The organism is Butyrivibrio sp., assembly GCF_024699075.1.
In genome coordinates, this window is the sequence record NZ_JAILQF010000101.1 from 1 (window position 1) to 11,321 (window position 11,321).

The following is an 11,321-nucleotide window of genomic DNA, read 5'->3' on the forward strand; positions in this document are numbered from 1 at the left end:
ATATCAGAAGAATTCTGACTTAAATCTATTACAGTATTGGTATTAAGTGCTGCATTTACCTTGTCAAGAATTGTTTGTTCTGTATCGCTTGTAGTAACAGGAATTTTTATTGTTATGCTACCTACACTGGTTTCTGTTGAGCCGTCGCCATATGAGTAAGCAGTGTCAGCTGTAAGATCAAAATTTATATAAATATTACCGCTATTATTGGTGTCTCCACCATTTTCTTCTGATAGAACACCTGTGGTTCCCGTCAGAGATTCCATTACACCTGCAAGATTTCCGCCATTTTCAGCTGTGTGTGTTATAAGATATGTAGAAGAGCTGTTACTATAATAGTCCCACCATACTCCCTGATTTTCAGATCGTGAATCATTTGACGTAAAAGTTACGCTTTTAGACGTAGCAGTTACAGCACCAACTCCGGACATAGTGAACTTCATGATCCAGGAATCAGTACTTGTTTTAGCTGTGGCCAGATCCGTAGTACCGCTTCCTGAAAGCTGGGTAAAATTACTACTAGCCCCATCTGCAATCACAGGCTCTATAAAGGAATCGTTAGTAGAAGAAGCAAAAGAGTAGGCATTAGTACTGGCATTTGATGAGTTTTCTTTGGCATATATATTTATTGTGGCTGTTGCAGTAACACCGCTTGTGTCTGAAGGAGAATCAAAGGTTGCAGTAGCATAACTTGAATAGTATGTCGAAAGACTTGCTCCATTAAGAGCTGTTACATAGTCTGCTATTGTTGCAGTTGTTGTTTCAACATCCATATATATTGTTCCATTTAAGAAGCTTTTAAGTGCTGTAAGAGTAGCACCGCTATATTGTGAAAGATGCTCAGCTATATTAAAGTCATAAGAAGAAGCTTCAAGATCATCCCAGCTTATATAGTCAGAAGAGTAGCTTGTACCATTAAAACCTGTCCAGCTTATCTTGACTCCGTTTGTTTCATCTGCTGATGTTACAAAAGTACCTGGCACAGGCATGTAATCTTTGGTATCTGAAGTCATAGTATAGTATCCATAGCTCATATCTGTAACATTCAGAGCCTGGGTGGGATCGTAGCCTATAAGAACAGGATTTTCTATTTCAATATTCCATATATTTCTGTTGTTAAAAGAGGTAGTGTCAAAAATTCTTTCTGTTTCATCTATTATTGCCTGGAGTTCTGAGTTGATATAAGAAAGGTCTGTGTTTGTAAGAGTGTCATTTGCACCCTTTACACAAAGTTCATTCATTCTTTGAAGAAGATCATGGGTTTCATTAAGAGCGCCATCCGCGACCTGGACAAAACTTATTCCATCCTGAATATTGTCTTCTGCCTGGCGAAGTCCTCTTATCTGACGACGCATTTTCTCAGAAATAGCAAGACCTGCAGCATCATCTGCTGCCCGATTTATTTTATAACCCGATGCGAGTTTTTCAGCTGATTTAAAATTACGGTCTGCAACCTGGCCAAACTGCCTTTGCGCATTCATTGCAGCCATATTATGTTGAATGACAAAGCCGCTCATAGTGTATACCTTGTAAAAAAATAAAACGTCCTTGTCATACCAATAGTGAAAATATCCTTATTTTCATAATATATGTCGGTATATACACATAGACGTTTTAGCATAAAAAGAATTATTTAATAGCGTTAAATAATATGATAAGATCAATATTTTTTGTTAAAAAATATGATTTAGATTCTTACAAAATCTTCCGATATACAATTGCAGGGTATATTAGATTCTATGTACAGCTATATCTTTGAGTTTCTAATACAGTTTAATACTTTAATGACCATAAATGGAATTAAAACAGCATTTGGATTAATACAGATTTTATTTAAAACAACTGTTGGCTTATATACTGATTTTATCTAAAACAGCTTTGGACTAATATACTTATTTTATTAAAAACAGGCTTTTGGTTTACCGGTACAAGTTAAAGATTGGTCCTTAAGGAGGCTTAAAATGCTAGCAACTTTAATGCCATTGTTTAGTGACAACATGGAAGTTCGTGCGTATTCTATTTTTGCACAAAAATCTGACGCTCTTTTAGACCCAATGTCGCAGTCCACAAGCGCATTAGATGGAGCGGGTGTGGTTACAGGACTTGAAATCGTTGATAAGATAGGCCTTGAGACTCTGTCAGATGATCATATGGTATTTGTTGAAGTTAATAACGTATCTATTTTCACAGATATCGCCGGTCAGTGTTTTGCACCGCATGACAGGGTTGTACTTCTTATAGATCCTTCTGTGAAACCCACCGAAATGTTTGTAAACAGAATAAGTGAGATTATTGGGGAAGGCTTTAAGTTTGCTATGAGAAAACTTAAACCAATAGAATTCGAGAATTATCGCCCAATACTTGAAAAGTGCAGTTATATTTTCCTGGATCACAGGAATATTGATATTGAAAAGGCCCACAAGTATTTCTCGCACATGTACAAGGATATGAAGCTGTGCGCAGTTAATGTCAATTCAAGAGATGAGTACGACTTGCTCTCTTCAAATGCAAGCTATGATCTTTATGAAGGAGAGTTTTTCAGAACACCTATAACCAAGGGACAAAAAGAGCTGGCTCCTTTTAAAGTTACATATCTGCAGCTCCTTAACGTAGTTAACGAATCAGACTTTGAACTTACAGATGCTGCCGGTGTTATCGGACAGGATGCAGCGCTTGTTGTAAGACTTCTTGAGATGGTTAATCACATGACTTCTAACAGAGGTGTATCCTCTGTTCGTCATGCTGCAGCACTTCTTGGCCAGAGAGAACTCAAGAAATGGATCACAACGGCTGTTACAAAAGAACTTTGCTCTGACAGACCAAGCGAGATTACCAGAATGTCCATGATAAGAGCAAGATTTTCTGAGAACATTGCCAAATATTTTGAACTCGAACCATTCAGTTCAGAGATCTTTCTTATGGGTCTATTCTCAGTGCTCGATCAGATCCTTGAAAAGCCGATGGAAGAGTGCCTTGAAATGGTCAAGATATCAACTGACATCAAGCAGGCTCTTTTAAATCATAAAGGACGTATATATCCAGTACTTGAATTTGTTCTTAATTATGAAGATGCTAACTGGAATGAAGTTTCAAGAATCATGCTATTAAACAAGATTAGCAAGAATATGGCTTATAATGCCTACTTAGAAGCTCTTGACTGGTACAGAAAGATCGTAAGTATTAAGTAAGAATTTTAAATTAAGAAATAATAAGAGCAGTACAGTATGCTATTTCAAAAATCCAGGCATAAGCCTGATGATTTTTGGGGATGACATACTGTACTGCTTATTTATTGACAAAAGAAGTATGAAGTATTATTATACAATGTAATTACATTAGGTAATTACATTGTATAATGTAATTATTTCTACATTAGATAACTCAAACTTCGCACATTATAAACAATCTTATCTTCTTGCGAATTTGATATCTTGGGCAGTCTGTAAAGGATTTTCGAGCTCTTTAAAAATCTTATTAAATTCAAGAGCTTGATAGATGGAGTTTTATATTCTGTTTGGGGCTCGCATGTCTGAGCGAAGCGAGTTTCGGGCCCTGGAATATAAAAATTCCAGATATCAAGCCTTGAATTATAAGATTTATGAGACAAGAAAATCCTTTACAGGCTGTCCAAGGTGATCAAATTGCAAGGTGAGTGACGCATTTATATGTGCGAAGTTTGAGTTGGGTAACTAATTTTATAGAAAGGTGCTTCTTATGACAAGAGACAAGATCAAGAAAGTTATGGATGCCTGTTATCAGGCTAAAAGAGTAAGGGATATGCTTCCGGCACTGCCTGGAGGAGTCACCCCATCCCATATTCATTATCTGGATACACTTCGTAAGTTGGAAGAGACACTTGATAAAGTCAAAGTCAGCGATATAAGCGATGAACTTGGTCTTCCAAGACCAAGCGTCACTAAAACCGTTAAAGATCTGGAGAAGCTTGGATTTGTCGAAAAAGAGACTTCCAAAGATGATGGAAGACTTGTATTCATAAGTATAACCAAAGAAGGCAGAAAGCTTGTTGATAAATATGTAGACAGGTATTTTGCAGATCTTTCCAAAGAGCTTTCAGACATTACGGATAAGGATGCAGACAAGATGATCGAAGTAATAGAAAAGCTCTATATTGTCATGAGTAGCAGGAAGTGATATTTAAATGAATGCAAAAGAAAAATCAGATTTTACAAACGGAAGTATATTAAAGAAACTTATCCCTTTTATGATGCCCATTCTTGGAGCTTTGGTGCTTCAGGCAGCCTATGGCGCAGTTGACCTTCTGGTAGTTGGAAGATTTGGTACAACAGCAGGACTGTCAGCAGTTTCAACAGGCAGCCAGATACTAAATCTTGTGACATTTGTAATTACGCAGCTTGCCATGGGAATCACTGTTTTAATTGCAAGATATATAGGAGAGAAGACAACAAGCCAGATTGGAAAACTGCTTGGCGGAGCAGCAGTTGTTTTTACCATAATTGCAGCAGCCCTTTTTGTTGTAATGGTTGTCTTTGCAAGGTCTCTATCTGTTCTTATGCAGGCTCCTACTGAAGCTGTGGAACTCACCTCTGTATATGTAAGGATATGCGGCGCTGGAATATTCTTTATAGTTGCATACAACGTCCTTTCAGCAATATTCAGAGGGCTTGGAGACAGCAGATCACCTCTTATATTTGTGGCTGTTGCATGCGTAGTTAATGTAATAGGAGATCTTATTCTTGTAGCAGGTTTTCATCTTGATGCCGCAGGAGCTGCAATTGCAACAGTACTTGCTCAGGCAGTCAGTGTTGTTATGGCCATCTTTCTTCTTAAAAAGAGAGACCTCCCATTTACTATTGGAAAGAAAGATTTCAGGCTTAACGATCAGTGCAGGAGATTTCTAATAGTAGGACTTCCTCTTGCGATGCAGGAATTTCTGACTCAGATGTCTTTCCTTGCACTTTGCGCTTTTATAAATAAGCTTGGATTAGAGGCTTCTTCCGGATATGGCGTTGCATGTAAGATCGTAAATTTTGCAATGCTTGTACCAAGTGCTCTTATGCAGTCAATGGCATCCTTTGTATCACAAAATGTTGGAGCAGGTAAGGAAGACCGCGCCAAGAAAGCTATGTTTACAGGCATGGGAGTTGGTGTTGTTGTAGGCATAATAGTATTTACTTGTGTATGGCTTTTTGGAGACGTGCTTACATCTGCATTTACTACAGACCAGGCAGTAATACAGAAGGGATATGATTATCTTAAGGGATTTGCGCCTGAGACAATTGTAACTGCAGTTCTTTTTTCAATGGTTGGATATTTTAATGGGCATGAAAAAACGCTTTGGGTCATGACTCAGGGACTTATACAGACTCTTCTTGTAAGGCTTCCGCTTGCTTATATTATGAGTATACAGCCTGATGCCAGTCTAACTAATATAGGTCTTGCAGCACCTATAGCGACCTGCTTTGGAATAGTTTTGAATGTGATATTTTTCTTCTATATGACAAGGAATATGGCAGAAAGAAAAAGGGTAAAAAATATGCAATAATGCTGTTTTTTCGAAAAGCAAGGCAAGAAGCTTTTTTATGAGGCTGATTATAAGATTGTTAAGACAAAAAAATCCTTTATTAACTGTCCAAGATAATCAGATTGCAAGGAAAGCAGCTCATTTATATGTGCGAAGTTTGAGTAGATAAAATAAAGGCGTACACCAATGATCGCGGCTACCATAGAAGGTGCGGCAGCGCTATTGGTGTACGTTTTTTTGTGTGTATTTTAATCTGCAAAAGTATGTGCTTTTAATTCGCAATATATGAGAAGTAATTGTGTTTATCTGAATAGAAGAGACGTCAAATAATTAATATAATTCTAAATATCATGATACGAAAAAGAAAGGTGAGACCTTAACCAATGAACAGAGAAGAAGCAAGAAAAAAGGCAGAAGAACTTGTAAAGAAGATGACCTTTGAGGAAATGGCATCTCAGCTTAGATATGATTCTCCTGCAATAGAAAGACTCGGAATTCCCGAATACAACTGGTGGAATGAAGGACTGCACGGACTTGCACGTAGTGGAACCGCTACGGTTTTTCCACAGTCAATTGGACTTGGAGCTACTTTTGACAAGGAGCTTATGGAAGAAATCGGTAACTGTATAGGTGTAGAGGCTAGAGCCAGATATAATGAGTCTTCCAAAAAAGGAGACAGGGACATTTATAAGGGAGTTACCATATGGTCCCCTAATGTAAACCTATTCAGAGACCCTCGTTGGGGAAGAGGCCAGGAGACATACGGCGAAGATCCTGTACACATTTCCAAGATGGCAGTTCCTTTCATTAAAGGAATTCAGGGTAAGTCCAAGACTATGCTTGCAGCAGCCTGTGCCAAGCACTTCGCTGTTCATTCAGGTCCTGAAGCCCTTCGTCATTCCTTTGATGCTAAGGTAAGCCTTAAAGAGATGTATGAGACCTACCTTCCGGCATTTGAAGCCTGTGTTAAGGAAGGTGAAGTAGAGTCTGTCATGGGCGCTTATAACAGAACCAATGGCGAGCCCTGCTGTGGACACAACTACCTTATGAAAGAAGTACTTCGAGGCAAGTGGGGATTTAAGGGGCATTTTGTATCTGACTGCTGGGCTATAAGAGACTTCCATGAGAATCACATGGTCACAAAGACACCTGAAAGAAGTGTTAAGCTTGCACTTGAAGCAGGATGCGATGTTAACTGCGGCTGCACCTATCAGAAGATTCTCTCTGCAAAGAGAAAAGGTCTTATTGATGAAAAGACTGTAAGGCAGTCCTGTATAAGACTCTTTACAACACGTTTTATGCTTGGACTTTTTGAAGAAAATGAGTGGGACAGCCTTGGATTTAAGGATATAGATACTAAAGAGCATAGAAAGCTTGCTGACAGAGCCGCTCTTGAAAGCGTTGTTCTTCTTAAGAATGATGGAATCCTTCCTCTTAATAAAAAAGAGATAAAGAGTATTGCAGTAATCGGACCAAATGCAGATTCAAGGGCAGCTCTTATAGGTAACTATCATGGAACACCAGGAAGACATGTGACTGTTCTTGAAGGCATCATAGATGAGGCTGGAGATGATATAAGCGTTCACTATGCTAAGGGTGCTCACCTTTATAAAGATAAAGAAGAAAATCTTGCAAAGCCTAATGACAGAGTTACAGAAGCTGTTATTGCTGCTGAGAATACAGACCTTACAATTCTTTGCCTTGGCCTTGATGAGACATTGGAAGGCGAAGAGGGAGATACAGGTAACTCCTATGCTTCAGGCGATAAGAATACACTTGAGTTCCCTGAAAGCCAGGAAGTATTATTTGATGCTCTTGTAAAGACAGGTAAGCCGATTGTTCTTCTTGTTATGACAGGAAGTGCCATGGATCTCAGATTTGCAAACGAGAACTGCGCAGCTGTTCTTCAGACCTGGTATCCGGGCGGACAGGGCGGAAGAAGTATAGCAAAGATCCTGTTTGGTGAAAAGTCACCTTCAGGTAAGCTCCCTGTTACTATTTATAACAGCCTTGAAGATCTTCCTGAGTTCACTGACTACAGCATGAAGGGAAGAACCTACAGATTCATCGAAGATGACAATAAAGTTCTTTATCCGTTTGGATATGGTCTTACATATTCAAAGACTGAGGTTAAGGATCTGAAGGTTACAAGGACATTTGCAGATGGAGATGCAGAAGTTGAAGTAGTTGTATCTAATACAGGTGACAAGGATACAGAGGATGTACTCCAGCTTTATCTTAAAGTTGCTGATTCAGAGCTTGAAGTTCCTAATGCTCATCTTGTTGATTTTGAAAGACTTAGTCTTGAAAAGGGACAGTCCAAGACTGTGAGATTCACTATTCCAAAGAGTGCGCTTATGGTTGTTAATGAAGAAGGTGAGAGAGTATTAGAAGGCTCTAAAGCTGATATATATGTAGGTTTCTCTGCTCCATGTAATAGAAGCTCAGAACTTACAGGAAGTAGCGCTTCTCACGAAGTTATAGAGTTTTGATTATGGCAGATCCTTAATACTTATTGAATTTATATGTCTTACAGAAAAGAGGGCTTAAGATGCGTGGACCGGTTGCTCCAAGAGATCCGGAGAAGAAGAGACAGTTTTTCTATCTGATGAAGGATAAGAATGTATTTGCAGCTCCCCTTCAGGATGGAAGAGGTATAACGCCTATCTATCTTGATGGCGGAAGACTTATAGAAGCAAGTAAATTCGTCGGCAATCTTTCTGATGAAAAACTTATAGACATGCTTAAAACAGCAGAAGGCTTTAAAAAGCTTGTTCATAGCATGGGAGTTATTGTTGATGGCTGTGATAGAGACACAAAATGCAAATTTGTATTTCAGTTTTATGGCAAAAATGACATTTTAGGTGGCGGAACACTTCTTGAAATGCCTGTAAGATGCGACGGCTCAGAGCACCTTCTCGACTTGTCACAGATCGAACTTACAGATGAAGATAAGGAAGTTGGTCAGCTTCGCTATGAGTTTGATGAAAATGGCTTTACAGCAAATGTAACTGTAAAAATGTACTTAAATGACGGCTTTGATGCGCCTGCTCAGGAAGAGGATGCACCTTGTGATCTTACAAGTGATGAATTTTCAAAGCATATCAAAGACAGCATAGTCCAGATAGGTAATACTTACAGATTTAATAAAGCTGTTGAAAAGGCAAGAAGAGGCGAAGATACAACCATAGCTTTTATCGGCGGATCGATAACTCAGGGAGCCGGTGCTGTTCCTATCAATACAGAATGCTATGCCTATAAGACTTATCAGGCTTTTAAGAAGATTACAGGAATGGATGAAAATATCCATTATGTAAAAGCCGGTGTAGGAGGAACTCCTTCGGAGCTTGGAATGATCCGCTATGACAGAGATGTAAGGCGCGGCGGTGAGGTAGAGCCTGATGTTGTGATCGTTGAATTTGCTGTTAATGATGAGGGAGATGAGACCAAGGGCGTATGCTTTGAAAGTCTTATCAGAAAGATCTGGAATGGCAAGAGTCATCCTGCAGTTATAATTCTTTTTTCAGTATTTGCAAATGATTATAACCTTGAGGATAGATTATCTCCTGTAGGAAGAGCTTATGCCCTTCCTATGGTAAGTCTTAAAAAGTGTGTAACAGAGCAGTTTTATAAGACCAAAGATACAGGAAGACTTATAACCAAGGCCCAGTACTTCTATGATGTATTCCATCCAACCAATACAGGACACAGCGTTATGGCTATGTGCCTTGAGCAGCTTATGAGAGATATGAAAGAAATTGTATGTATGGAAGATACGGATTTTGACAAGGTTGTATCTCCAATTGGCACAGATTTTGATTCTGTAATGCTGCTTGATTCTAAGGATATGCCTGTAGAAGCTGTTATCGATAAGGGTGATTTCGACTCTGTAGATACAGAGCTTCAGGCAGTAGAAATGAATCTTGATATAAAAGGCACTCCTGAGTTTCCTTACAACTGGAGATTTGATGCTACAAAACATGATTCTTTTACAAAGCCATTTACTATTGAGCTTATGGCAAGACGCCTTTTAATAGTAAACAAGGATTCCGGAAGTCCTAATGAGGGAATTGCTGATATATATGTTGATGGGGAATATGTGAGAAGCATTAATCCTCTTGATAATGGCTGGGTACACTGTAATCCACTTATCATTCTTAATGATACTGAATGCAAGAAGAGAAAAGTTGAAGTAAGAATGGCTAAGGGAAGCGAAAACAAGAGCTTCACAATTTTGGGATTTGGAGTCTGTGTTTAGGAATTAAATCTGATATAGACAAGAAGGTATAGACATAAGAGGTATAAGTTTGAAAATGTTCTATTTTCAAACACAAATTGATGTCGCGAGCTCCACCAATTTGAATCATTATCTGCTCGTTTCACTCGCGGTATGAGGTTAATTATGAAAAAACGTATAGTTGGGTTACTGCTTGCAATTAATATGGTATGCATGGCAGGTTGCGGGGCAGCAAATGGTAGCAATGAAGGAGCTTCTGTAGTAGGGGCAAGTACAGGATCTTCATCACAAGCTTCTACAGAAGTATCAGATGCAGCTTCAGCTTCTTCCAAGCAGGATAATACGATCATTTATGAAAAAGAGTGGTACAAAGAAGCCATAAATTCAGGTATTCTTTCTACAGGTACAAATGGAAGACTTGAAAATGTAATAAGAAAGCTTCAGAACGGAGATAAGGTTACAATCGCCATGATAGGCGGTTCTATTACAGAAGGCGGCGGAGTTAATGATGTAACAAAGTCTTATGGTGATCAGTTTATTGCTGCTTTAAAAGAGAAGTATCCTGATTCTGAAATAGAATATGTAAATGCAGGTATAGGAGGCACGCCATCAGCTCTAGGCATCATGCGATATACAAGAGATGTATCAAGTGTCTGTTCTAAAGCACCTGACCTTGTAGTAGTAGAATTTGCTGTTAATGATTACGAAGAACCTACAGAAGGCAGAGCTTATGAAAGTCTTGTAAGACAGATACTTACTGAAAATGATGAGACAGCAGTAATGCTTATGTTCTCTGTTTTTAAGACTAAATGGAATCTTGAAGACCTCTATATTCCTGTAGGTGATCTTTACGGACTTCCAATGGTCAGTGTTAAAGATGGCACGGCAGCAGCTTTTGAATCAGGCGATCTTACAGACAGTCTTTACTTTAGTGATGAATATCATCCGACAGCTCTTGGACACAGGATCATGTCTGATACAATGCTGGGTCTTATAGATGCTGTAGATCAGAAGGTAAGCGACGGATCAGCTGCTTTATCAATAACACCTGTGCCTGATACATATTACTACGCTCCTGATTTTCTTAATATGAAGCTGGTTACAAGTAAAGATGCAAATGGAGCTGATATTGATGCAGGAAGCTTTACACTTACAGATACTGAGGTTCATCAGACTGTAAGAAGTGATGATGTGACTTTCCCTGATAACTGGTCACATGATGTAACAGGTAATGAGCCATTTGTAATGGAAGCTACATGCAAGAACATCCTTCTTGACTATAAGGCTGCTAATGACGCGGAGTATGGCGTAGCAGAAGTATACGTTGACGGCGAACTTATGGCAACGATCGATGCTAACAGATCAGATGGCTGGAACAACAATAATGTTGAGATAGCATATGACTCTGACACAGTAGCTTCTCACAAGCTTGAGATCAAAATGGCAGAAGGAAGTGAAGATAAGAAGTTTACGATACTTGCTCTTGCCTACTCAGATGAAGAGATGACTCTTACAAGTGATAGTAGCGCACAAACAGCTTCTACAGAAGAACATACTGACGCAACTATGCTGGATGTATAT

At 38.9% G+C, this 11,321-nt stretch carries 7 protein-coding genes; 6 read left to right on the plus strand and 1 reads right to left on the minus strand.

Going from position 1 to position 11,321, the window contains the following annotated elements; genetic code table 11:
* Positions 1-1,517: flagellin N-terminal helical domain-containing protein (locus tag K6G87_RS03910; protein ID WP_296834167.1), on the minus strand; the 1,517-nt coding region annotated here is incomplete at its 3' end.
* 444 nt (positions 1,518-1,961) lie between these two features.
* Here K6G87_RS03910 and K6G87_RS03915 point away from each other — a divergent pair.
* From K6G87_RS03915 to K6G87_RS03940, 6 genes are all read left to right on the plus strand, one after another.
* Positions 1,962-3,188 carry an EAL and HDOD domain-containing protein gene (locus tag K6G87_RS03915; protein WP_296834169.1) on the plus strand — a complete coding sequence of 409 codons (1,227 nt, stop codon included), beginning with the start codon at positions 1,962-1,964 and terminating at the stop codon, positions 3,186-3,188.
* A gap of 526 nt (positions 3,189-3,714) precedes the next feature.
* On the plus strand, positions 3,715-4,152 hold the full coding sequence (locus K6G87_RS03920) for a MarR family winged helix-turn-helix transcriptional regulator (protein ID WP_296834170.1): 438 nt from the start codon (positions 3,715-3,717) through the stop codon (positions 4,150-4,152).
* A gap of 7 nt (positions 4,153-4,159) precedes the next feature.
* Positions 4,160-5,524, plus strand: coding sequence for an MATE family efflux transporter (locus K6G87_RS03925; protein WP_296834173.1), 1,365 nt, complete (start codon positions 4,160-4,162; stop codon positions 5,522-5,524).
* Positions 5,525-5,886: 362 nt separating this feature from the next.
* The gene (locus K6G87_RS03930) at positions 5,887-7,995 is read left to right on the plus strand and encodes a glycoside hydrolase family 3 C-terminal domain-containing protein (protein ID WP_296834177.1); all 2,109 of its coding nucleotides are present in this window, start codon (positions 5,887-5,889) and stop codon (positions 7,993-7,995) included.
* Positions 7,996-8,054: 59 nt separating this feature from the next.
* On the plus strand, positions 8,055-9,761 hold the full coding sequence (locus K6G87_RS03935) for an SGNH/GDSL hydrolase family protein (RefSeq protein ID WP_296834179.1): 1,707 nt from the start codon (positions 8,055-8,057) through the stop codon (positions 9,759-9,761).
* A 144-nt stretch (positions 9,762-9,905) separates the two neighbouring features.
* Positions 9,906-11,321, plus strand: a 1,416-nt coding sequence (locus K6G87_RS03940; RefSeq protein ID WP_296834182.1) for an SGNH/GDSL hydrolase family protein, incomplete at its 3' end; no start/stop codon positions are given.